Source organism: Syntrophales bacterium (assembly GCA_023229765.1).
GTDB lineage: Bacteria > Desulfobacterota > Syntrophia > Syntrophales > UBA5619 > DYTH01.
In genome coordinates, this window is the sequence record JALNYO010000005.1 from 123,083 (window position 1) to 145,848 (window position 22,766).

Annotated in this window: 21 protein-coding genes; 13 read left to right on the forward strand and 8 right to left on the reverse strand. The window is 50.2% G+C overall.

Annotated elements, in window-relative coordinates:
* Position 1: 1 nt before the first annotated feature.
* The 6 genes from cas8c to M0P74_04730 all read right to left on the reverse strand — a co-directional run bounded on the left by cas8c (position 2) and on the right by M0P74_04730 (position 7,579).
* Complete coding sequence (gene cas8c, locus M0P74_04705; GenBank protein MCK9362880.1) at positions 2-2,008, reverse strand: type I-C CRISPR-associated protein Cas8c/Csd1; 2,007 nt, start codon at positions 2,006-2,008, stop codon at positions 2-4.
* Positions 1,995-2,696, reverse strand: coding sequence for a type I-C CRISPR-associated protein Cas5c (cas5c, locus tag M0P74_04710; GenBank protein MCK9362881.1), 702 nt, complete (start codon positions 2,694-2,696; stop codon positions 1,995-1,997). Before cas5c ends, cas8c begins: the two co-directional genes overlap by 14 nt.
* 17 nt (positions 2,697-2,713) lie before the next feature.
* Positions 2,714-5,134 (reverse strand): CRISPR-associated helicase Cas3', encoded by a 2,421-nt coding sequence (cas3, locus tag M0P74_04715; protein ID MCK9362882.1) that lies wholly within the window; start codon positions 5,132-5,134, stop codon positions 2,714-2,716.
* A gap of 21 nt (positions 5,135-5,155) precedes the next feature.
* The gene (locus M0P74_04720; protein ID MCK9362883.1) at positions 5,156-5,998 is read right to left on the reverse strand and encodes a Bro-N domain-containing protein; all 843 of its coding nucleotides are present in this window, start codon (positions 5,996-5,998) and stop codon (positions 5,156-5,158) included.
* Between the two features lie 138 nt (positions 5,999-6,136).
* Entirely contained in the window at positions 6,137-6,406 is a 270-nt protein-coding gene (locus M0P74_04725) for a hypothetical protein (protein ID MCK9362884.1), read from the reverse strand.
* A 198-nt stretch (positions 6,407-6,604) separates the two neighbouring features.
* A complete protein-coding gene (locus M0P74_04730; GenBank protein ID MCK9362885.1) occupies positions 6,605-7,579 on the reverse strand; it encodes a WYL domain-containing protein in 975 nt (324 codons plus the stop codon).
* A gap of 354 nt (positions 7,580-7,933) precedes the next feature.
* Between M0P74_04730 and M0P74_04735 the strand changes: the two genes are divergently transcribed.
* The gene (locus M0P74_04735; GenBank protein MCK9362886.1) at positions 7,934-9,277 is read left to right on the forward strand and encodes an ATP-binding protein; all 1,344 of its coding nucleotides are present in this window, start codon (positions 7,934-7,936) and stop codon (positions 9,275-9,277) included.
* Positions 9,278-9,695: 418 nt separating this feature from the next.
* On the opposite strand, the gene M0P74_04740 is transcribed toward M0P74_04735, so the two are convergent.
* Together M0P74_04740 and M0P74_04745 are read right to left on the reverse strand one after the other, a co-directional pair.
* Positions 9,696-10,019: a hypothetical protein gene (locus M0P74_04740; GenBank protein MCK9362887.1), complete on the reverse strand. Its 324-nt coding sequence runs from the start codon at positions 10,017-10,019 to the stop codon at positions 9,696-9,698.
* A 505-nt stretch (positions 10,020-10,524) separates the two neighbouring features.
* Entirely contained in the window at positions 10,525-10,767 is a 243-nt protein-coding gene (locus M0P74_04745) for a DUF433 domain-containing protein (GenBank protein ID MCK9362888.1), read from the reverse strand.
* A gap of 367 nt (positions 10,768-11,134) precedes the next feature.
* On the opposite strand from M0P74_04745, the gene M0P74_04750 reads away from it, so the two are divergent.
* From M0P74_04750 to ybgF, 12 genes are all read left to right on the forward strand, one after another.
* On the forward strand, positions 11,135-11,368 hold the full coding sequence (locus M0P74_04750; protein MCK9362889.1) for a hypothetical protein: 234 nt from the start codon (positions 11,135-11,137) through the stop codon (positions 11,366-11,368).
* A gap of 88 nt (positions 11,369-11,456) precedes the next feature.
* Positions 11,457-13,382, forward strand: coding sequence for a selenocysteine-specific translation elongation factor (gene selB / locus M0P74_04755; GenBank protein MCK9362890.1), 1,926 nt, complete (start codon positions 11,457-11,459; stop codon positions 13,380-13,382).
* A gap of 31 nt (positions 13,383-13,413) precedes the next feature.
* On the forward strand, positions 13,414-14,409 hold the full coding sequence (locus tag M0P74_04760) for an HD domain-containing protein (GenBank protein MCK9362891.1): 996 nt from the start codon (positions 13,414-13,416) through the stop codon (positions 14,407-14,409).
* Between the two features lie 281 nt (positions 14,410-14,690).
* A complete protein-coding gene (locus tag M0P74_04765) occupies positions 14,691-15,758 on the forward strand; it encodes a KamA family radical SAM protein (GenBank protein ID MCK9362892.1) in 1,068 nt (355 codons plus the stop codon).
* Between the two features lie 134 nt (positions 15,759-15,892).
* Positions 15,893-16,456, forward strand: coding sequence for an elongation factor P (gene efp, locus M0P74_04770; protein MCK9362893.1), 564 nt, complete (start codon positions 15,893-15,895; stop codon positions 16,454-16,456).
* Positions 16,453-17,382 (forward strand): EF-P lysine aminoacylase EpmA, encoded by a 930-nt coding sequence (gene epmA / locus M0P74_04775; GenBank protein ID MCK9362894.1) that lies wholly within the window; start codon positions 16,453-16,455, stop codon positions 17,380-17,382. Before efp ends, epmA begins: the two co-directional genes overlap by 4 nt.
* A 31-nt stretch (positions 17,383-17,413) precedes the next feature.
* Positions 17,414-18,163: a protein TolQ gene (tolQ, locus tag M0P74_04780; GenBank protein ID MCK9362895.1), complete on the forward strand. Its 750-nt coding sequence runs from the start codon at positions 17,414-17,416 to the stop codon at positions 18,161-18,163.
* Between the two features lie 6 nt (positions 18,164-18,169).
* Positions 18,170-18,595, forward strand: coding sequence for a protein TolR (tolR, locus tag M0P74_04785; GenBank protein MCK9362896.1), 426 nt, complete (start codon positions 18,170-18,172; stop codon positions 18,593-18,595).
* A complete protein-coding gene (locus M0P74_04790) occupies positions 18,595-19,422 on the forward strand; it encodes a TonB C-terminal domain-containing protein (protein ID MCK9362897.1) in 828 nt (275 codons plus the stop codon). Before tolR ends, M0P74_04790 begins: the two co-directional genes overlap by 1 nt.
* Before the next feature lie 25 nt (positions 19,423-19,447).
* Positions 19,448-20,761 (forward strand): Tol-Pal system beta propeller repeat protein TolB, encoded by a 1,314-nt coding sequence (gene tolB / locus M0P74_04795; protein MCK9362898.1) that lies wholly within the window; start codon positions 19,448-19,450, stop codon positions 20,759-20,761.
* A gap of 117 nt (positions 20,762-20,878) precedes the next feature.
* Entirely contained in the window at positions 20,879-21,520 is a 642-nt protein-coding gene (gene pal, locus M0P74_04800) for a peptidoglycan-associated lipoprotein Pal (GenBank protein ID MCK9362899.1), read from the forward strand.
* 141 nt (positions 21,521-21,661) lie between these two features.
* On the forward strand, positions 21,662-22,579 hold the full coding sequence (gene ybgF, locus M0P74_04805; GenBank protein MCK9362900.1) for a tol-pal system protein YbgF: 918 nt from the start codon (positions 21,662-21,664) through the stop codon (positions 22,577-22,579).
* Positions 22,580-22,766: the final 187 nt, after the last annotated feature.

A 22,766-nucleotide genomic window follows, 5' to 3' on the forward strand; every position in this document is an offset into this window, starting at 1 on the left:
GTCATTCTCCTCCCTCATTGATTTCTTCATTTGATTTCATTGATTCTGCATCTTGGTCTTTCTTTCCTTCTTTCCCAAGTCGAGCAGACCGCTGGCAATGGTAACCTATAAGAAATTCCCCGGATAAGCCCTTGTCGGAAATAAAATCATCGGCGCCGAACGAGCAGATGATATTGTCTATCTCCTTCTCCAAAAGGTACAACCATCCTGCCTGCCTCGACCTGAGTCGTGATTTGTAAGGTGCGAGTGACAGCTCGATTGTGCGCCATGTCGAATATGGCCTATCCGCAAATCGTTGCATCAACCTTGCCGCATTCGTCTCCCTATTTTCGTCGGCCAGTCTGAGAGCATCACTTTCTAACCGCTCCGCCATAGCGAGAAGACGTCCATAGAGATAGTCTCTCGTTGTTCGATCCTTTTCTAGTGCCATATCGTACCGCCTTTCTGTGTTGTGATGTCTGTAAAGAGCACAGGCAATCCCGAGAGCCTTCTCCCATGCCCACCTTTCTATTCCGTTTCTGTTGCTTGCGCGTCTGACGCATGACACGACGAGATCGCGGGGTATCGGAGTTCGATCGACGATGCAGGGAAGGAGGCGCTCGACCGTTGCCTTGCGAAGCTTCTCGTCAATGTGCATTTTTTTGTCTCGCCATGTCCCAAACGCAACTTCTGCAATATCTTTTGGTGAAGGAGCGCCGTCGAAGACGACACCGTTGCCGTAATCTTGATGCCACTTACACCCCGAGTGCCACTCTTCAACCCTCGCGATCAAATCAGAACCGGTCAGTTCGCGGTAAAAGGTAATCGCCATTCGACCGGGAGTAGCTGAGTCAAGAGCCATGACAACGATATCGTCTGTTGGTCCTATAGCTTTGGAATACCCCTCGATTCTCTTGGAAAATGCCGTGCCGAACTCCTGTGCTGTGTAGCAGTCTTTCTTTGGGGCTTCTTCATTCGTATCCCCGGATACGAGGGAGTATGTGTCGGCAAAGGGGTCGGGAATGTCAGCTCCTGAAACAGCCCATGCGATAACTGATTGAACGCCTTTTTTCCCTTGCCGTGATATCAACCATCTCAAAGCGTTATGCGCTTTCTGGGTAGAGTCAAAACTGACGCCACAAGCTTCGTCCGATGTCGTAAACCGTCCACTGAAAGTGTAGCCGCAGTTGTCATTGACCTTAATCTTCCCATTCTTATCTTTCGTTTTTCCTGATGAAATTAGTTTCGCCTTGTCGCCATCATTTCTTATCTTAGCGGGATGCATATCGGCCAAAGTCGTTTCTTCGCCAGTTACATAGCACAGCCCCTTATCTGGTTTAAGGCTCCGGTAATATTTTTGCCATAAATCCCATAGCTCCTTGTCTGACCAAACCTCAGAATGAAGCACATCAGGGATTTCTATCGACCAGCGGATGAATGCATCGGCTTGCCAAGGTTTGTATTTTCCGTCTTTATCAAACCCTCCGGGGAGAAGTGAGAATATATCGAATTTACTTTTATCTTGTTTGCTTCCGCTCTCAGGTCTTTGATTGGCAAGCGCGGGTTGTTCGCTACCATCAAATGCACAATGTAATATTTTTGCAGTAACGAGATCTTCAATCGTGCGCCCCTTCGATACATACTTAAGAACGGCTTGAAGCTTCATATTATCCAGATCGGAAGCGGACCACTTTTTCAACAACTCAAGATACATTTCATAGCAGAGGTCTTTCTCGCCTCCGTATTCCTTGTAGTCAGCCGCAACATATTGCAGCTTATCGCAAAGGGGATGGGGTGTAGTGCCGCTCGTCCTCCCGGCTGAGTCCTCAGTGGCAGGGATTATAGTTCGCGACTCGAGCTTGGGAACCAATACCGCCCTAAGGAAGTTACCTTCTCCGTCAATGGTGATAGTTATGTGCGCCTTTTGCGTCGAATGGCAGACTGGCAGAAGTGGAACCTCGTCATTTGGATTCCCAATCTCTCGTTCGCAGTTTTCATAAGTTCGGTACAGTTTCTCAATCCAACTCATGGCAAAGCCCCTCCTCTTCGAGACCCACGGACTTGGGCGGCTTGGGTATCATCTCGCGAACAAGTTTTCGGATGGTACAATCTTTGGGTCTATCGAATTCAATAATGCCGTCTTTCATCACCGGCCTGCTGAACCTGCTCCAGAGTTCATTCTTTCCGATCTCATCAGGATAATCAAAGCCATGAAACATGAGACCAAAAGCGAGTTCTCCAGCATCGTCGTATACTCCTTTGCCGTCACCGAATACACATTGCTCGACATAGCCTTGGCACTCCCTCGTCCCGAAAAAAATGTCTTGCCTGCCGCCCCGATCAATCATCCTATTGGCAACGCTCCAATGCTTTCCGTCGATGCGGTCTTTCGCCATGTCCTCGCGGAAAGGGTTCCACACGAAATGCGCCCTCACCTGATATTCGACATCGGCAAGGTAGGTATAAATGGCGAGCGAATTTCCACCACTGAAATCAAGGGGCTTCATGCTTTTCGATTGCGTCCGTATCCTTTTCATAATCCGCACTTTGTCGATGACCCAGACGAAGGTCGGCTTCCAATATATTGACTTCGCTATTCCTTTGAGCGCCTCATAGGTCGGCACATGGTAAGAACATTTCTCGCCGCCAATCTTGGTCAACGGGTCGGTAAAGAGTGCGAATTTCCCGTGCACTTTGAAATCAACGCTGTTATTCATCGATTTGTCCTCCTCCTTCATACATTGAGAAAATCCATAAGACCTACCGCTTCGAGGCTTACACCGAACTCTTCGCTATAATGTTGCGAATCGAGACACAGATAATCACTTCCTTCCCATGCCGGATAAACGTATTGCCGCTCTTTCAGCTTCAAAAGCTCATACGGGAATAGATTGACGGAGTACCTCTGAGCCCGTTTAAGCAATAGGCTTTTGTCCTCGAACGGTGAAGCTGGTGATAGCTCGGCAATAAGCCGTTTTCCCTCGTTACCGTAAGGCACGATTACGCCTTCTGTCGGCGCGTCTATTACCTCGAATGCTTCTCCGGCAGATTTGAACGACTGGCGAAGAGAGAAGGGGGGAGCAGTCCTTTGGCTTCGTTTATAAGCATCGACCGAACCCGCATTGGTCGAAAGCATTGAGAGCAAATTGTCGTCCCGACCAATTCTGTCTTTCCCGATAGAATAACTCATCTCATCCTTTCGGCCATAGAAGTAGCATTTATAATAAAGCTCCATCAGCGCCGGGTGTAACATATCGTGCTCGTACTTGTCCGGGTTAGCTCTGTATTCACAGAGGACACGACTACATTGCTCTTGAGCTTTCCGTATGTCAGGAAGTCTGTCCAAGGTTTCTTCCGACATATTGAGTACAAGCACCTTACCTTTACGACGATTGCCATTGCGATTGCACCGACCTGCGGCTTGAGCGATGGAGTCAAGTCCCGCAAAGGACCGAATGACGGAGCCGAAGTCGATATCTACACCAGCCTCAATCAATTGAGTGCTTATGCAGATGACTTTTCTTTTATCTGGAAGGCAGTCTTTCATCCCGTCTATGATGCTGGTCCTATGTGCTGGACACATGCTCGTGCTGAGGTGATAGACCATTTCAGTCATCCCTTTGGACTTTTTGAAAAGGTCTCGTGCTTGGAGCTTGGTATTTACTATGACTAACACGCTTCCTGTTTCGACAAGCTCTTCTCGTACAGCATCAGCTACTTTATCGCTCGACCAGCCACCCGGTTTTCGCTTGTCGAATACCTCGACACGCCGCAATTCTCTGAACAGCTTCTCAGTGTCGGGCATCATATCCGGTTGGGCCGCAAGTCGTGCGGCACCTTTTGCCGAATCGACATTGTCGAGTAATGGTTGTGTCGCTGTACAGAAGACAACCGACGATCCGCAAGATTGTACCAGAAAGTTGATCGCATTGTTGAAAAGATGAACGGTCTTTATGGGTAGGGTTTGAATTTCATCGAACACAACTACGGCATTGGCAAGCTGATGCATACGGCGAGCCCCTCGTGTTCCGGTTGCGAACAGCGATTCCAAAAGCTGCACGGACGTGGTGAAGACTATTGGCGCATCCCAGTTTTCAGAGAGAACCTTTGTTTGCCACGTATCATTCTTTGGCGAGAGGTTAGAATGGTGTTCGAGAACGATCTGCCTCCCCTCGATAATGGCCGATCCTTCAGGCTCAAATATTTTACGAGCCACATTAGCATTCTGGTCAATGATCGAAGTATACGGCACTACATAGATGATCCGATCCATGCCGTGAAGTTGTGCGTGATGAAGCGCGAATCTCAGGCTCGCAAGTGTCTTGCCTCCTCCGGTCGGAACTGAAAGTCTGAATAATCCCCTTTCTCTCGATGAAAACGAAAGACACGATTTTGAAATATCGCCTCGAATTTCATCCACGCGGTTTTGCGAAGCAAGATCGACAAGATGCTTCTCATATATTTCAACAAGGGGCTGCCAATCAGGTTTGTCATTCGGTTTGCGGCCCGCCGAATCCAGGCGATCGGCATCAATTACGCAGCTAAAGATGTATCTCGCCACCATGCCGAGTTTGAATTCTCGAATTTGAGGCGAAGGTTCGCCTTTAAATAATAGTTCTAAACAATTCTGTATTTCGTCCTTGAGTTGCCCAGTCGATAATATCGTTTGGATTGAATTCGATATTGCGGGATCAACCTTCGGGCGTATCTCTTCGAGGTGTGTTTTGTCGGACGGCTTTCGCATTCTCTTACCGAAAACATCTGAGCCATCAGGCATAAGGCAGTCTATCAGACCAGAGTGATGAGATGCCAAAGAAAGAGCAAGTACCTGACCAGCCAGTTTAACGCGCGGCTCTTCCTTTTCAACAGCGGCCCACAAATACTGTGCTCCTGCCGATGAATGATCGATCTTCCCCTTTTTCCCTTTGGCATCAACATACTCATCGTCATCTGGTTCAAGTTTTCCTGCCGCAGATTTCAAATACGATTGAAACTCCGATGAATATTTGCCGAGGTCGTGAAGCAGCCCGCCAAGCTCACCAAAAGATGGCAGCCCAACATTATGGGCAAATTTCTTAGCGAGAGCTGAACAGCTAAGAAGATGATTTTCAAGACTTTGTGAAGTGCCATCTTTAAGATAACGAGCAATATACATTATGGAAAATCCTCTATAGGCTCACGCGCGTATTGATTTCGACCTTCCTCGCTTTCTCTTTTCCGGCGCATCCAGGTAGTTTTCTTTTGAGACAACCAGATTTTTTGTTTCTTTTTCGAGCTTTACGCGGGCGTCTCCGGCGATCCGGCCGCCTTTTTGGGCGGCGGTGCGGTTTTCGTCAAAACCCTGGGCGTCTTGTGTTTTGGTGATTTCTGTCGTCGCGGCCTCACCAAGCATCGAAAAAATTAATTCCAGATCGTTCATGTGATCCCGCAGATTTTCACGTTTCAGCCCCTTAAAATCTTTATACTCAGACGGTGTAACGCTGAAGGTGGCCTTGGAGATTTCTGCTGTCAGAATGTCATGCTCTCGCTCTTTCCCAACTTGCCGTTTCTTCCATTCGTCAGTCAGTTCGGCCCGGATGGCAATTCCGCGCACCCGTTTTTCGATCCAGTCGTCGGAATATCCCTTGGTCTGGTACAGCGCTTTTGTTCTTTTTGTGGCCAGCTCCGGGTCTTCGATTTCCTGCACGCGCTCGTAACCGACTTTTGCCAGCCAGCGTTTGAATGGTTCGGACTTAGGAGCGGGAATCGACTGAATGATGCGGAAAAGTCCTTCCGTGTTGGCACAATCCGTTTCGCGCTGTTTTCCATCCGGCGCGGGCAATTTGAACTGTCGACAAATTGTCGACAGTTCGAGTCCATCATCACTCTTAATCCTGATTTTCATCTTGGACCAATAGTCGCGCGGATTAGCACTTTCAGTAAGCGCTACCACAACATCAATGATCGAAAACCACCACTCATCGTTATGGAGGACCTTTCTGATCCCTTTACCTTTGAAAATAGCAAGTATTTTTCCCATGGCAACCCCTACTTGGATAAGTCAAGTCTTCAGTCGATTCGATCTGTCAAGGCGATATCCGAAAAATTCCATTTTGCCCTATTTTTAGTCATTCCCCCAAAAACGGGAAAGCCGGGAATGACTGGAAAGGCCATTTTTTCAGGTGATGCTCCGGGTAACTGCACGGCCCCCCTCCTTTTGAACTACCGAGAATTCCTCGGTAGTTGCCGCCTCATGGAGCTCTTCTTCCCTGTATATGTTTTTCAAGTGAAGCGATATGTTATCCGGGGTGCAATCAAAGAGCTCCGCCATCCGCTTTTGTGATAACCAGACGTTCTCGTTGGCATAGAGCACCTCGATATTGATATTGCCGCCGGGTGTCTGGTAAACTGTTATTTCATTGTCAGGAAGTTTTTTCGATTTACTCATTTTTATTATCCTTATGCATACTTGCGGGTAATTGGATATCGATGTTTTCTACGTCATTATCACTGAACGGCAGCCTCCAGATCAAAAAATCCGCGTTGGCGAGGAGAAGAAGACCCCATAATTCCCTCCCATGATTTCCCTTATAACACTACTGGTAGGACAAATGATGTCCTACCAGATTATTTTTTCGATTTATTTTTACCGGTACAGTTTGCCCATCCGGCGGATTTCTTCCTTGATCGCATCTCGCAGTTCTACGGGCTCGACAACCTCGACGTCGCCGCCGTATTTCAGGATTTCCCGCATGACTTCGGCAAAGCCGGAGACGGGGAAACGCAGGTTCAGGCTGCCGTCTTTGTTAACGGAAACCTCCTGCGCCTCATACCATTCCTGCTCGGCGATCAAAGGCGAGATTTTCGGGGAAAAGCGCAGCTTCACGTTCTGCGAGCAACTGCCCGCAATTACTCCAAAATTACGGCGGAGGTACTCTTTTATCGGCGGCAGGTTCGGGGGAAGCGGCAGCGTCTCGGCAGAGGGCTGAACCGCAAGAATCCGGGAAACGGCAAAATCCCGTATCTGCTTACGCAGGCCGCAAAAGGCGATCAGGTGCCAGTTTCCCATGTAGCACAGCAGGTGCAGCGGCCGGATTACTCGTTCGGTTGTCTCGTTTTTGTACGGCGTATGGTAGATAATTTTCAGCGCGCCTTCTCCGAAAAGAGCGGCGGCGATGGTGTGAAAGATCGCCTCCGGAACACGGTAGTACGCCACGTTTTTAATCGAAACCATTTCCTCCAGTTTCTCGAATTCCAGCGGGGCGCCGGCGGCAGAGCTGAGAGACAGGAAGTGTTCCATAAGTCTGCGCAGGGATTTCTTGATTTTCCGGTCGGGAATGGCGGCGGAGAGCCGCAGGGCGAGGCTGAGCGCCTGAATTTCTTCCTCCTTCAGCCATACGGGCGGCAGCTCGTAGCTGCCATCTGCGTATCCGTATCCCCGGCGGCCGGCATTGTACAGAAGTGGCGCGCTCAGGCGATCCCGCATGAATTCGATATCACGCTGCGCCTGTTTGCGGGATATGTCGAAATGGGCGGCCAGTCCGACCGAGTTGGGAAACGCGCCTGAGGCAACCATGCCGTGAAACCAGGCGTAACGTTCGTAGGAGAGCTTTCCGGACAAGGCGTTTTTTCCCTATTGGTCAGTTAATATTTTTATGTATCAATATCTCCGTTTCCTGGGCTGATTAATGATTATTAGAACCGTGCGTAATTGCTAAGCTTAAAATGTTTTTTTGTCAATATATATCTGGCGCCGCATGTTTATGATTTATGACAAAACGCCGCAACTGTAGCCGTCGCATCTTTTTATTCCTGTTTCGACATCCAAAATATTGGGCTTGGTCTTTTATCATAACGCTTGCTTTTTTCACCCTCATGACGCATAAAATAAATAAAAGTGTGATTATGTAGTCATAAAATAATTATAATTATGTGATGAACTAGCCTGAGCCACAACCAGCGGGGGAGGTGCGATATGGAGCGATTGATATTAAACGATTTATTGAAATGGAAAGATTCTAAGCATCGCAAGCCATTGATTCTCAAAGGCGTCCGTCAGGTCGGCAAGACCTGGATACTGAAGGAATTCGGCAGGCGTTTTTACAATAATATTGCCTATTTTAACTTCGACGAGCACGAGGAATACAAACAGTTTTTTGAAAAGACGAAAGACGTTGACCGCATCCTGCAAAACCTTGTTATGGCAAGCGGCCAGATTGTCAAGCCGCAGGAAACGCTTGTCATCTTCGATGAAATTCAGGAATGCTATGAAGCCTTGAATTCATTGAAGTATTTTTGCGAAAACGCGCCCGGATATCATGTGGCCTGTGCGGGGTCGCTGTTGGGCATTGCCCTTTCCCGGCCCGTTTCGTTTCCTGTCGGCAAGGTCGATTTTCTGGATGTCAGGCCCATGACCTTCAGCGAGTTTCTGACGGCCAACGGTGATGGAAACCTTGCGGAATATATGCGGAAAATCGAAGTTATCGAGCCAGTTCCCGACGCATTTTTCAACCCGCTTCATGAAAAACTGAAGATGTATTTTGTCATAGGCGGCATGCCGGAGGCTGTTCGCGCCTGGACAGAGGAGCGGGATGTTGAGCTGCTGCAGCAGACATTATCAAACATCCTCGGCGCTTATGAACGGGATTTTGCGAAACACTCCGCGCCGCGAGATTTCCCCAAGCTTTCCCTGATCTGGAAGTCCATCCCCTCTCAGCTTGCGCGAGAAAACAAGAAATTCCTCTACAAGGCGGTCAAGGGCGGCGCGAGGGCCAGGGAGTATGAAGATGCCCTGCAATGGCTCTGCGATGCAGCCTTGACTTACAAGATTTATCGCAGCACCGCCCCCGGATTGCCGGTTTCCGGATATGACGATTTATCGGCTTTTAAATTGTATATGGTAGATGTCGGCTTGCTGCGCCGACTGTCGCTGCTCGCGCCGTCAGCCTTCGGCGAAGGAGAGCGTCTGTTTGTCGAATTCAGGGGGGCACTGAGCGAAAACTATATCCTTCAGGCGCTGATGAATCAATTTGAAACAATTCCGCGTTATTGGGCGATTGATAACCCGCACTTCGAGGTTGATTATTTGCTTCAGAGAGAAAATGACATCTTCCCCGTTGAGATTAAATCGGGGGGCAACGTAGAGGGCATGAGCCTGAAAAAGTTTAAGGAAAAGTACGGCGACAAAGTCAGGCTGCGTATCCGTTTTTCGATGCAGAACCTGAAACTCGACGACGATCTGCTGAATATTCCGCTTTTCATGGCAGATTATGCCGATGAATTGATCGGTATGGCGCTGAAGCGACTGGGCCGGCTGTAAAACTATTGATTATTCTGAGGACATAATGCCATTTTTCGACTAAATAAAGCTGATATAATTCATCTGTGACTTATTCTGAAATGAGTATTATGTCGGTATTGCCATTTGCTGTTGACACATTTTCATGTTTCCCATAAAGACAAGTATGCAACTTATTGATATTATTTTAAAGTGTAGAAAGAAGTCGCTTGCTTGACATGATTATTTGTTTGCCGGAACCTCGAAAAAAAGATAATTTTACCCGAAAGAGCCAATTGCAAAACTCCCAACGCTGTCATTCCCGCGACGCTTCTGGGCGGGAAAACGAAGTTTAATGTTCATAATCCAGTTTTTAACTATTTGAAATCATGGATGCCCGACAAAAGCATTCGGGCATGACACGGAGTTTTGCAATTACCTCGAAAGAAGAAATTTTGCTTCAGATAAAGCCGACAGATGAACAGCAGAAAATTTTAGCCGCCCGCGGCCGGGTGGTTAAGATAAACGCCCGTGCCGGCACGGGAAAGACGGCGGAGAGCCGCAGGGCGAGGCTGAGCGCCTGAATTTCTTCCTCCTTCAGCCATACGGGCGGCAGCTCGTAACTGCCATCTGCGTATCCGTATCCCCGGCGGCCGGCATTGTACAGAAGTGGCGCGCTCAGGCGATCCCGCATGAATTCAATATCGCGCTGCGCCTGTTTGCGGGATATGTCGAAATGGGCGGCCAGTCCGACCGAGTTGGGAAACGCGCTTGAGGCAACCATGCCGTGAAACCAGGCGTAACGTTCGTAGGAGAGCTTTCCGGAAAAGGCGTTTTTTCCTTAAGTTTTGCTTTTTGTGCCGAGACAAAACGGGGGCATAAACTGAAATCGGTTTTGATGGAACCGGGTAAATAGTTATTCCCGGATTTATCCTCTTATCCTGAGTTTCCCCCCTTGAAATACGCAGAAATGAGATTCAATTCTATCGTGATATTCAGTGAGTATTTTCCTGGTGACCTCCACCTTGGTGTCGCTATCGGCATCTTCGAGGCGTAATATCAGAACACCGGCATGGTGTATGCCGGTGTTGTAAACCAATTCGCCAAAGTCCTTGTCCATGGTAATCACTATCCGCTGCTGTTCTGCAGCCCAGCGTAAAATCTGAGAATCCTTTGCACTCGAGTCAATATCCCTTACGGAAAGCACGTCAAAACCGTTTTCCTGAGCCAGGCTTCGACCTTTTTTCCACTACATCAACCAGGAATTTCATGGGTCACCGGTAAGCGGATTAATTTGAACCAACAGCATAAACGCGTTCTTCATCTACCAACTGCGATGCATAAAGAAGAGCAGCTCGGATGTCCTCTTTTTCCAATTCCGGATAATCATCGAGGATTTCATCATTTGTTACGCCGTTAGCCAAGGCTTTGAGCAACTGTTCGACAGTAATCCGCAGCCCCCTGATTGTGGGTTTTCCTACCATCACGTCGGAGTTGACGGTGATACGGTCCAGAATGTTTACCTGTTCCATTTTATTTTTCCCCTTTTTTTCTATTCACTATTCCATAGGATAACCGCCGATTGTACACGTGCGTAATTGCTAAGCTTAAAATGTTTTTTTGTCAATATATATCTGGCGCCGCATGTTTATGATTTACGGCAAAACGCCGCAACTGTCTCCGGCGCATCTTTTTATCCCTGTTGCGACATTCCAAATATTGGGCTTGGTCTTTTATCATAACGCCTGCTTTTTTACCCTCCTGACGCAGAAAATAAATAAAAGTGTGATTATGCAGTTATAAAATGATTATAATTATGTGATGAACTAGCCTGAGCCACAACCAGCGGGGGAGGTGCAATATGGAGCGATTGATAACCCGCACTTCGAGGTTGATTATTTGCTTCAGAGAGAAAATGACATCTTCCCCGTTGAGACTAAATCGGGGGGCAACGTAGAGGGCAAGAGCCTGAAGAAGTTTAAGGAAAAGTACGGCGACAAAGTCAGGCTGCGTATCCGTTTTTCGATGCAGAATCTGAAACTCGACGGCGATCTGCTGAATATTCCGCTTTTCATGGCAGATCACGCCGAGGAATTGATCGGTATGGTGCTGGAACAACTGGACCGTCAGTAAAGCCATTTTTACCACAGTTGCCGATGCCTCCTGCCCGGCAATTCGTTTTCCCTTGAGAAAAGCCGAATAGTCTGTTAGGTTCCGCCGCATGAAACACATCGTAATGGGAACAGCCGGCCATGTTGATCATGGCAAGACGGCGCTGATAAAAAGACTCACCGGCGTTGACACCGACCGCCTGAAAGAGGAGAAGGAACGGGGAATCACCATTGAACTGGGTTTTGCCTCGCTGGTGCTTCCCGGAGGACAAACGGTCGGAATTGTTGATGTCCCCGGCCATGAAAGATTCGTCAAAAACATGGTTGCGGGCGCGGCCGGCATCGATCTTGTGGCGATGGTCATTGCCGCCGACGAGGGCGTCATGCCGCAGACCCGCGAGCACATGCATATCTGCTCCCTGCTCGGCATCCGCAAGGGGGTTGTCGTTGTTACCAAGATCGACATGGTGGATCGGGATTGGCTGGAGCTGGTGCAGGAGGATATCCGCTCCTTCCTGATGGGCACGTTCCTTGAGGGGATGCCGGTCGTCCCGGTTTCCTCGTTTACCGGGGAAGGGATTCCGGCGTTGCTGGACGTAATCGAAAAGAGCGTCGAAGAGATACAGGAGACGCAGGATATCGGCATATTGCGCCTGCCGGTGGACAGAGTTTTTTCGATGAAGGGGTTCGGCACCGTCATCACCGGGACGCTGATCTCCGGCAGCGTGACCATTGGCGAGGATGTGGAATTTTTTCCGGTCGGTTTTCGGGCGAAGGTGCGGGGCATCCAGGTGCATAACGAGCCGGTGAAAACGGCCGAGGCGGGGCAGCGAACGGCCGTCAACCTGCAGGGAACGGACCGGGAGGAAATCGAACGCGGCTCCATTCTGGCCAATGTCGGGTCGCTGCAGGCATCCCAGCGGCTTGATTGTGCATACAATCACTTAAAAAGCGCCGGGAAGAAAATAATGAACAGGACGATTGTCCGTCTGCATGTGGGAACAAGCGAGATCATGGCGAGGTTTGTTCTCTACGATCGCGATTTTCTGGAGCCGGGGGAGGAGGGCTACGTCCAGTTTGTTCTGGAGAACCCTCTGGCCGCCGTTGCCGGAGATAGATTTGTCGTGCGCAGCTATTCCCCGGTAACGACGATCGGCGGCGGGGTGATCGTCGATCCGCTCCCGGCGAAACATAAAAAAACAGATACAGGAATAATCAGTGATTTCGAGATACTGGCCGGTGATGACGAGATCCGAAAAATAGAAGTGATCGCCAGAAGGGCCGGGATCGAGGGAATTGCCAGCGGGGCGCTTGTTGTGCGCGCCGGCATTCCCGCTAAACGGCTCGCCAAAATTCTGGAAGGGATGTTTGCGGACAGGAAGGTAATTTTAGTCGATCGCGATGAGCTGCGCGTTTTATCTGCCGTTGTTTATGAGGAGCTCAAAGAGTGGATAGTCAGCAGGATCGCCGATTACCACAGGCAGTATCCCCTTCGGGAAGCGCTTGCCCGGGAAGAGCTCCGCTCAACGCCGGGGATCGGCGCCGCTGCCGGGCCGAAGATTTTTTTAATTGCCCTGCATGATCTGGAGAAAAAAGGGAAAATTGTTGTCGAAAGGGAGATGATCCGCCTCACGGAGCATGAGGTGCGGCTCGATGTGGATATGGGATCGCTCCGGGAGAGTCTTTCCAGTGCCTATAGGAAAGGCGGCCTGACCCCGCCGACGGCGCGGGAGATAGCGGCGATGTTTCCCGACCGGAAAAAAGAGGTGGCAAGCCTGGAGCTGCTCATGCTCCGGGAGGGGGAAATCGCCCGAATCAGCGAGGATCTCAATTTTCATCGGGACGTTTTGGCAAAACTCCGCGAGGATTATAAAAAGATGCTCGTCAGGGACGGCGAGGCTACTCCGGCGAGCGTGCGAGAGCTGACCGGCCTTTCGCGTAAATTCATTATCCCGCTTATGGAATACTTTGATTCAACCAAACTAACCATGCGCGCCGGAGACAAACGAATTTTAAGAGAAAGAACGGAAACATAAAGAAGTTATAGCGGAAGGAATAGGTGTAAATTTGGCGGCAAAGGCAATATATGTCAAGGATATCAATACCGGCGACCGGATTGACGATCTTTTTATCGCGGCGGAAAAAACGCTCGCGTATTCCCAAAAGGGTTCTCCCTACCTGAATTTGCGACTTCAGGACCGCACCGGGGATGTGGACGCAAAAATCTGGGACAACGCGCTTACCTGGGACAAGGTTTTCAAGAAGGGCGATGTCCTGCGCGTCCAGGGGCGGGCGCTTAGTTTCAAGAACGCGGTGCAGGTATCTGTAACCGGATTACAGAAGGTAAACGACAGCGAAGTGGATATTGCCCTGTTCCTGCCGGCCGCCAAACGGGACCGCGCCGAGATGTTCAAGGAATTGCTGGGCTACTGCGAGCAGGTAAAAACCCCCTGTCTAACGGCGCTGCTGCGTTCTTTTTTCCACGACGAGAAGATTGCGGCGCTTTTCCAGAAGGCGCCGGCGGCCAAGGGCTTTCATCATATCTACATCGGCGGCCTGATTGAGCATACGCTTTCGGTGGTAGGCCTGCTGAAAATGGCGGGGGAGCATTACGAGAACCTCGACAAAGACCTGCTGATCACCGGTGGAATTCTGCATGATATCGGTAAGATATATGAACTATCCTACGAGCGTGTCGTTGAGTACAGCGATCCCGGCCGCCTGATCGGTCATATCGTCATGGGGCTGGAGATGATCGACGAGCGGATCGCCGCGATCCCGGACTTTCCGAAGCAGACGGCGATGGAGCTTCGCCATATTATCCTCAGCCATCACGGCGAACTTGAATATGGTTCTCCCAAGCGCCCGAAAACGCTCGAGGCCCTCATCGTTCATTTCATGGATGACATGGACGCCAAGGTGAATGCCTTTCAGGAGTACATCCGGCAGCCCGGCGATCAGGAGTCCAGTTGGACGCCCTATCACCGTCTGCTGGAGCGGTATATCTACAAGGGCGCCAAAGTTGCTGATGATGGTGGGGATTCGCAGACGGACTTGCTCTGATCTGAAAAAGATGCTGATCGCCGGTTTTTACCGGTGTGACGATTTTTTCGAAGTCATCAAATAAGGATTTTCATGCTTCGTTGTGCCCGACACGGGCATGGGGGTTATTTTGTGTTCCGGCTCGTTCGTGTGAGTGCCTTGAATTTTGTCATTTCGAGGAGCGCAAGCGACGAGAAATCTTTTTACTCTTAGCGTGTTAAAGATTTCTCCCTCCGGTCGAAATGATGACATTGTTGGCAGTTTTCCAAAGCTCTACGGGTGGGGTGGAAAGATGGTGTCTTGTGGCAAACAGGGTTAAGATTGCCGGGGTAATCGATAAAAAAATGTTTTCCGCGGCCGAATGGAATGATTGGCGGTGGCAGTTCCGCAACCGGGTGCGTTCGTTAAGCGAGCTGGGCGTCTTGCTGAAGGCGCCGGTTGCGGCTCTTTCTCCCTGGCGTAAGGTTTTTAAAGAATATCCAGTGGCGATTACCCCCTATTACCTCTCGCTTTTTAATCCTGCCGACGAAAATGACCCCCTGCGGAGGCAGTGCTTCCCCGATCCCCGGGAAATAAATTTTTCGCTGGGCGGGGTGGAAGATCCGCTGAACGAGGCAAGAGACATGCCCGTTCCGGGGTTGATTCACCGCTATCCCGACCGTTGCCTGGCGATTGTCACCAACACCTGCGCTGTTTACTGCCGGCATTGCAACCGCAAACGGCTCTGGGAAAAGGAAGGCTCTTCCACAAGGGACAGGCTCCAGACGATGATCTCTTATGTGGCGCGCACCCCGGAAGTGCGGGAGGTAATTGTTTCGGGCGGGGATCCGCTGATGATGCCGGAGGCGACTCTCGACTGGTTTCTGGGTTCGCTGCAAGCCCTGCCCAATGTGGAGGCGTTGCGGATCGGAAGCCGGGCGCCGGCTGTCTTGCCGATGCGGATTACAAAAGAGTTGTGCGCAATGCTGCGGCGCCATCGGCCCCTGTGGTTCAACACGCAGTTCAACCACAGCCGCGAAATCACCCCGGAAGCGGCCAGGGCCTGTGAAATGCTGCTTGAAGCAGGCATTCCCGTCAGCAACCAGTCTGTACTGCTGAAAGGCGTAAACGACGACTACGAGACGATGAAAGAGCTGCTGTACTCGCTGGAGCGGATAGCGGTACGTCCCTACTATCTGTTTCAATGCGACCCCGTCCGCGGAACCGATCATTTCCGGACGGAGATCTGCGTCGGCATGGAGATTATGGAGAAACTCTGGCGCAACATATCCGGACTCTGCCTGCCGCGGTTTGTGATTGACAGCCCGGGGGGACGCGGAAAAATACCGCTTCAGCCCTTTTCCTTTCTTCCCGAAAAGGGTCAGAAATAAAACATTATTTTGACAATCCCCGGGAAATGTACTATGAAAACGGCGTTTTTTAGCTGTTGGGCTATGTGGTTGAAACAAAAAGTATTTGATGCGGCGTCAGGCCGCAGACATAATCTAAAGGAGAAGGAAAATTCATGTACGCAGCCAGTGATCTAAGAAAAGGATTGAGGATCAAGATAGAAAATGATCCGTACATCGTGACAGAGTTCAATTTTGTAAAGCCGGGGAAGGGTCAGGCGCTCTACCGGTGCAAGCTGAAAAACATGGTCAATGGAAACCAGTTTGAACGCACCTTTCGCTCGGTTGATATGTTTGAGACGGCTGATCTGCAGGAAAAAAAGATGCAGTACCTCTATCACGAGGGCGACAAGTACTGCTTTATGGATAACGAAAGCTACGAACAGGTTTTTCTGACCGAGGATCAGGTAGGCGAAGCCAGCAATTTCCTGCTTGATAACATCGAGGTAGAGGTTTTGCTGTTTGAAAACAAACCCCTCGGGATAACGGTTCCCAATTTCATCGATGTTGTCGTGACCAGCGCCGAGCCTTGGGCCAGGGGCGATTCCGTATCGGGCAACACCAAACCGGTTACCGTTCAGACCGGATATCAGCTTCAGGTGCCCCCCTTCATCGAAGAAGGCGAAAAGATCCGGATCGATACCCGCAGCGGCGAGTATCTCACCCGGGTCAAGGGATGACAGACGATCATTCCTGGAAACTGGCCGCCAAATTTGACGACCTGCGGGTGCGCGCCAGCATGATCCAGGCTGTCCGCCGTTTTTTTCAGGAGAGGGACTTTCTTGAAGTTGAGACGCCGCTTCTTATCCCGGCGCCGGCCCCGGAGGTGCATATAGACGCAGTTGCCGCCGGCGACTGGTTTCTGCAGACCTCTCCGGAATTGTGCATGAAGAGGCTTCTGGCGGCTGGCTATGAACGAATCTATCAGCTTTGCAAATGTTTTCGGGAAAAAGAGCGCGGAGAGCGTCATTTGCCGGAATTTACCATTCTCGAGTGGTACAGGGCAAACGCCGATTACCGGGCGCTCATGGACGACTGCGAGGAGCTGCTTTTGGGAATCGCAGTCGAGCTCGGCGTCTCCAGTTTTATCTCTCGACGGGGCGGACGGGTGATTCTGGATAAGCCGTGGGAGCGGATAACGGTCGGGGAGGCATTCCTCCGTTATGCAGGAATGGATGTTGCCGAGGCGCTGGCTAAGGATTGCTTCGAAGAGCGGCTGACTGCGGAGGTAGAACCGCAATTAGGTGTTGATGCGCCTGTTTTTCTTTATGATTATCCGCAGGAACAAAGCGCGCTTGCGCGTCTAAGGGAAGATGACCCAAGCGTCGCCGAGCGCTTTGAGCTGTATATCGACGGAATGGAAATAGCCAATGCCTTTTCGGAGCTTACCGATGCCGATGAACAGAGGCGCCGGTTTGAGGAGGCCTCGCGGGAGCGGGAGAAAAACGGTTCTTCCGCGTATCCCCTGCCGGAGTTTTTTCTCGATTCCCTCCCGCAAATGCCGCCCTCCGCAGGGATTGCCCTGGGAGTGGATCGGCTCGCCATGCTTTTTGCCGGCAGAAAGCGGATTGACGATGTTGTCGCCTTTCCCCCGGAATTGCTGTAGAAAATATTATTTTCAATAAAGGAGATCTTCAGTGAAAGAGACATCAATCGCAACGATGAATCTTGGCGGTAATTTTCATGGCAGTCTTTTTGACATGGTTCTTAATGCCGGGTTTATAGTGCAACTCGTCCTGCTGCTGCTTTTTGTATTTTCAGTGGTTTCCTGGGCCATTATTCTGATGAAATACTTCAACATGAGAAAAATAAAAAAGGAAAACGAATTATTTCTGAACATCTATATGAAGGGGACGAAACTGTCGGAAATATATCCCGAATCAAAAAGGATGCGAAATTCGACCCTCGCCGGGGTGTTTAACAGCGGTTACAACGAACTTGTCAAGATTGCCAGGGCGGCTCGCGGAAACGTCGTTGGCAGGGATGCCGCGGATAACCTGGCGGCGAATCTGGAAATTGGCGCAATCGACAATGTCGAGCGGTCATTGAACAGGGCCTGCGACATGGAGACGACAAAACTGGAGGCGGCACTCGGATTTCTGGCGACGACGGGCAGCGCCAGCCCCTTTGTCGGCCTGTTTGGGACGGTCTGGGGCATCATGGATACCTTTAAGGGCATCGGCGCCCGCGGCTCGGCGACACTCGCGGTTGTCGCGCCGGGGATATCGGAGGCCTTGATTGCCACAGCGGCCGGTCTGGCGGCGGCCATCCCTGCGGTCATTTTTTACAACTATTATCTGAACAAGGTGAAGGGCATGACCGCGGAGATGGATAGCTTTTCATCAGAACTTGTCAATATTATAGAACGTTTTTATGTAAAAAAGTGAGATGACATGAGATATTCGAGACGCAGAAATAACAGTTACGATCGCCCAATGGCCGAAATAAACGTTACCCCCCTTGTGGATGTGATGCTGGTGCTTTTGGTAATCTTTATGGTTACCGCGCCGATGCTGCAGACGGGGATCGATGTAAATTTGCCGCGGGTGAAGGCCAAAAGCGTTGATGTTGCAGAGGAAAAGATTGTTTTGACGATAAACGGGGCCCGTGAGATATTTATCAACAGAAGCCCGCTTAACCTCTCCGATCTCGGCGTCAAGCTGGAAAGCATCTTTAAACAGAGAATAGACCGGGAAGTTTACCTCCGGGCGGACCGAAATGTCCCTTACGGGTTCGTGGTCGAGGTGATGGCTGCTGTGAGAAAGGCCGGTGTGGATAAGCTCGGCATGATAACCGAGCCGCCCGAGGAGCGGCGCTGATGGTCGAGGGATTCGACAGAGGGTACGCGGGCGGCGGGTTGAAGGGCACGTTGGTTTTGTCATTGCTGCTTCACACGGCGCTTTTTGCCCTCCTTGTTTTGTCCCCTTCGTTTCCTTCGCCGAAGCTCACCTTTGGTCCCGTCTATAATGTCTCTCTTGTTGAGGCCCCCGGAGGGTTCACGGCAAGCGGCAATGCCTCCTCTATCCGCGACAATGCCGGCGCTGCTGAAAAAGAGTTCAAGGGGGTAAAGCGGGTTGAGACGGCAGTAAAAAGGAGTTCGGCCGCCTTGCCTGCCGTTCCGATCAGCAGAATAGAGAACCGTGGCCGGGATGAGCGCGCCGTGGAGAAGGCGATAGAGAACATCAGAAAAAAAGCCGCTGCCAGTGGGGAGCCGCAAAAGTCGCTGGAACAGACCGGCGCCTCGAATAGAACGGCAAGTGCAGCAGCCTCTGGTTCAGCCGAAAAGGCGAAGGGCGCAGTCGGCGAAAGCAGCGGCGTGACAGCTTCTTCCGGCGGGGCGACCGGTGGAGATGCAAGAGTCAACGCTTATTACCGGGTAATATGGCTCCGAATTAAAGGGCAGTGGGCGCTGCCGGTCGGGATGATTCCCAAAGCAACGCTGGAGTCAGTCATTTCCATAACGATTCTTCGCACCGGCGCGGTTACGGAGGTCCGATTTGAAAAATCATCAGGGAACCGGTATTTTGACGAATCAGCCATGAAGGCCATTCAAAAGGCAAGCCCGTTGCCGCCCTTGCCCGATTGGCTCACCGGCAACAACTTGAATATCGGCATCCGATTTCACTCCTCTGAATTAATGAATTAGGAAATTTATCTACAGGAAAGTCGAAATGCGCAACAAATTAAATATGATTTTTATCCTGTTTGTTCTCTTTTTCACTGCTTCCGGAGATGTCTGGGGGAAGGTTTACTTGGATATAGATTCCCCTTCTTTCCGTAAATTTCCGCTTGCCGTTTCCGAATTTAAACCCCTGGCGCCGGTGGCCAAAGCAGATAACCTCAATACCTGGTTCGCCGACGAACTCTCCCGCTGCCTGGAAATTACTGGATATTTTCAAATACTTGACCGAAAATCCTTTCTGGAAGATCAGCAAAAAGCCGGGATTACCGCGGAGGGCATCCACTTTGACGATTGGACGACAATCGGCGCCGAATACCTTGTCAAGGGCGGATTTCAGGCGACCAGCCGGGAGTTGACGGCGGAGTTTCGCCTGTTTGACGTGGTGAAGGGGGAGCTCGTTCTCGGCAAACGCTATCTCGGCAAACCGGAAGATAAAAAAAAGATGGTGTTGCGGTTTGTGGACGAGCTGCTGTCCGTCCTGACCGGCGAGAGCGGCAATTTCAACACGCGCATTGCCTTTGTCAAAAAAAACGGAACAGCAAAAGAGATCTACACGATAAACTTTGACGGGTCCGACCTGCGCCGGATTACCAATTACAATTCTCTGACTCTTGCGCCCCGCTGGTCGGCGGATGGAAGGTTCCTGGCTTTCACCTCTTACAAGGACGGCAATCCTGATATCTATATGCGGGATTTGGAAAGCGGGTCAACAAAAAAACTCGTTTCCTACCGAGGGGTAAATCTTCCCGGGTCATGGTCGAAAAACGGGGAGAGGCTGCTTGTCACCCTCAGTCGTGAAGGCAATGCCGATATATACGATATGAATGTTAAAAACTCCCTGCTGCAGCGTCTTACCCGTGATTTTTCGATAGACGTCTCTCCGGTGTGCTCGCCGGATGAAAAAAGCGTTGCCTTCGTTTCCAATCGCAACGGCTCTCCGCAAGTGTATATAATGGATGCGGATGGAGGCAATGTGCGATTGCTGACCCATCAGGGCAACTACAATACCACGCCTGCCTGGTCGCCTCGAGGCGACAAGATTGCGTACGAAGGTTCCGTAAATGGCCGTTTTCAGCTATTTTTAATAGATATTGCCGGCGGAGAGCCCCAGCAGTTGACCTTCGATCCGTGGAATTATGAAAGCCCCGCCTGGTCGCCGGATGGCAGATACCTTGCCTACAGCGTCAGCGGCTACGGCCGCAGCCGGGTAGAAATCATGAATGCCGACGGCAAGAACGTGAGAGTACTTTATGAAGACAAGGATGGCTGCCAAAGCGCGGCCTGGTCGCCGCGCTTAAAATAAACCAATTTTTTATCTTGCTTTTTCAGCTCCATGCATATATAAAAAACAAGTCGGCTGAAAAAAAAATTTATACTAAATAAACCTAAATAAACACAGACATAAGAAAGGAGATTTACAATGAAAAGAAGTTTTAATTTGTTCGGTTTAATGTTGCTTGTTCTTTTGGTTTCCATTTCCTTGACTACAGGTTGCGCCAAGAAGGCGGCGATCAAGGAGGGCACGGTTGTTTCGCAAGCGCAGCCGGATGCTCCCCAGACCGCAGCAACGACAGTGGCGCCTGCGAAGACTACCGACGACGGCGCAGCCGACCGAGAGCGTGCCCTGCGCGAGCAGGCCTTGCGGGAAGCAGCAGAAAAGGCGGCGCGAGAGGCGGCGGAGAAGGCAAAAATGGAAGCCGCAGAAAAAGCAGCAGCGATCCTTAAGGAGCTGCAGATTGCCGATGTTAACTTCGATTACGACAAGTATAATCTTAAACCGGAAGCCCAGGATATTTTAAAGAAGGCCGCGCCGGCTTACCTGAAATACAGCAATGCCAAGCTTGTTGTTGAGGGGCATTGCGATGAGCGGGGCACCGTTGAATACAACCTTGCCTTGGGAGAAAAGCGGGCCAATGAAGCCGCCAAGTTCCTTGTTGATTTGGGCATAGCCAAAGATCGAATCAAGACGATAAGCTACGGCGAGGAAAATCCTTTAGACAAAGGGCATGATGAAGCGGCATGGGCCAAAAACAGAAGGGCGCATTTTGTAGTTAATCCGTAAAATTAAGCTTAAATTCAACCGGGGTTTGTGCTTTTCGCCTGCTTAATGAGGCCTGGAGCAACTCTTCATGCGGATAAGTCCTGTAATCTGCTTTTTAAGCTTGGATTGCAGGATTTGTCTTTTTAAGGGAGGTTAAGGTCAGTGAGAGCAAAATTATTGGTTCTTTTTTCTTTATTTGTCCTGTTGGCGGTCGGATGTGCCACGACCGATGATCTCAATCGGCTGCGCGGTGAATTTAGTTATCAGATACAGGCGGAGAATGAAAAGATTGCTTCCATAGAACGCCAATATCCGCCTCTTAAAGAAGAGATTCTCAGTCTTCATGACAAAATTGAAAAAACAAATGCTGATTTCCCCCCTATCCGGGCGGTTCAGGCCGAGTTGCGCACAGAAATAACCGATATCAGGGGAAAGCTTCAGCAACTTAGAGGCCTGATTGACAGTTTAAAAGAGGAGATTCGCAAGGAAAATGCTTCATTAGTCTCAAAAACCGTAAAAAGCCAGGAAGCAGACAAGTTCATCCGGGAAAAGATAGATACATTGACCTTCAAGATAAACTTTATTGAAAATTATCTGGGGATCGATAAGAAAGAGGAACATCGTAATTCCAGCGCTGCTGCCGATAAACCTCCCCTGCCAGCGCAACCGGTTGTCAAAGATGGCGCCACCATTGAACCGGTCAAGACTGACAAGGCATCCCAGTATGCGGCGGCATTTGCCCTTTTCAAAGAGGGAAAGTACGAAAAAGCGCGGGAGGCTTTCGGAAGCTTCCTTAAACAGCATCCCGCCTCGGAATTCTCGGACAACGTTCAATTCTGGATCGGCGAGTGCTATTATTTCGAGAAAAAATATGAAAAGGCAATAGTCGAGTATGATAGGGTAATAAAGGATTTTCCTGGAGGAAACAAGACCTCCTATGCCCTTCTCAAGCAGGGGCTTTCGTTTTTGAAACTGGGAGACAAGGATAGCGCCAGGCTACTTTTACAGCAGGTTACCAAGGATTTCCCCAATACCAGTCAGGCAAGAATAGCGCGGGCCAAACTGCTCGAAATCAAGTGAACCCAGTTGCCGGGGCAATTGTAAGAATTAAAGTTTGGTTTGGGTGTGCGACAAATTTATGGGTAGAGCGGTTTTTCACCCCTCTTTAGCAAAGAGGGGTTGGGGGAGATTTGATGGAGAATAAATATCACCTTGCTTTTATTATGAATCCCCCCTGCCCCCCTTTTCCAAAGGGGGAATAAGTTTC

Excerpts from the sequence above, each read along its gene's own strand:
- cas8c (MCK9362880.1), bottom strand. The coding sequence starts at position 2,008 with ATGAGTTGGATTGAGAAACTGTACCGAACTTATGAAAACTGCGAACGA.
- cas5c (MCK9362881.1), bottom strand. The coding sequence starts at position 2,696 with ATGAATAACAGCGTTGATTTCAAAGTGCACGGGAAATTCGCACTCTTT.
- cas3 (MCK9362882.1), bottom strand. The coding sequence starts at position 5,134 with ATGTATATTGCTCGTTATCTTAAAGATGGCACTTCACAAAGTCTTGAA.
- M0P74_04720 (MCK9362883.1), bottom strand. The coding sequence starts at position 5,998 with ATGGGAAAAATACTTGCTATTTTCAAAGGTAAAGGGATCAGAAAGGTC.
- M0P74_04725 (MCK9362884.1), bottom strand. The coding sequence starts at position 6,406 with ATGAGTAAATCGAAAAAACTTCCTGACAATGAAATAACAGTTTACCAG.
- M0P74_04735 (MCK9362886.1), top strand. The coding sequence starts at position 7,934 with ATGGAGCGATTGATATTAAACGATTTATTGAAATGGAAAGATTCTAAG.
- M0P74_04740 (MCK9362887.1), bottom strand. The coding sequence starts at position 10,019 with ATGGTTGCCTCAAGCGCGTTTCCCAACTCGGTCGGACTGGCCGCCCAT.
- M0P74_04745 (MCK9362888.1), bottom strand. The coding sequence starts at position 10,767 with ATGGAACAGGTAAACATTCTGGACCGTATCACCGTCAACTCCGACGTG.
- selB (MCK9362890.1), top strand. The coding sequence starts at position 11,457 with ATGAAACACATCGTAATGGGAACAGCCGGCCATGTTGATCATGGCAAG.
- efp (MCK9362893.1), top strand. The coding sequence starts at position 15,893 with ATGTACGCAGCCAGTGATCTAAGAAAAGGATTGAGGATCAAGATAGAA.
- epmA (MCK9362894.1), top strand. The coding sequence starts at position 16,453 with ATGACAGACGATCATTCCTGGAAACTGGCCGCCAAATTTGACGACCTG.
- tolR (MCK9362896.1), top strand. The coding sequence starts at position 18,170 with ATGAGATATTCGAGACGCAGAAATAACAGTTACGATCGCCCAATGGCC.
- M0P74_04790 (MCK9362897.1), top strand. The coding sequence starts at position 18,595 with ATGGTCGAGGGATTCGACAGAGGGTACGCGGGCGGCGGGTTGAAGGGC.
- tolB (MCK9362898.1), top strand. The coding sequence starts at position 19,448 with ATGCGCAACAAATTAAATATGATTTTTATCCTGTTTGTTCTCTTTTTC.
- pal (MCK9362899.1), top strand. The coding sequence starts at position 20,879 with ATGAAAAGAAGTTTTAATTTGTTCGGTTTAATGTTGCTTGTTCTTTTG.